The organism is Bradyrhizobium sp. PRIMUS42, from assembly GCF_023006515.1.
Classification (GTDB): domain Bacteria; phylum Pseudomonadota; class Alphaproteobacteria; order Rhizobiales; family Xanthobacteraceae; genus Bradyrhizobium.
Genome location: NZ_JALBGZ010001661.1, coordinates 1 through 274 on the forward strand (window position 1 = coordinate 1; position 274 = coordinate 274).

Consider the following 274-nt stretch of genomic DNA (forward strand, 5'->3'; position numbering starts at 1 on the left):
CGGCGTCGGCATGGACGTGGTGCGCACCAATATCGACCAGATCGGCGGCACCATCGACATCAAGAGCGTGGCCGGCGAAGGCTCCTCCGTCACCATCAAGATCCCGCTGACCTTGGCGATCGTCTCGGCCCTGATCGTGGAAGCCGCCGGCGACCGCTTCGCGATCCCGCAGCTCTCGGTGGTCGAGCTGGTGCGGGCCCGCGCCAACTCCGAGCACCGCATCGAGCGCATCAAGGACACCGCGGTGCTCAGGTTGCGCAACAAGCTGTTGCCG

Annotated in this window: 1 pseudogene; it reads left to right on the forward strand. The window is 66.8% G+C overall.

Features of this window, described 5'->3' with window-relative positions:
- Nucleotides 1-274 (forward strand): annotated as a pseudogene (locus MOV75_RS42175) (hypothetical protein); the annotation flags it as partial.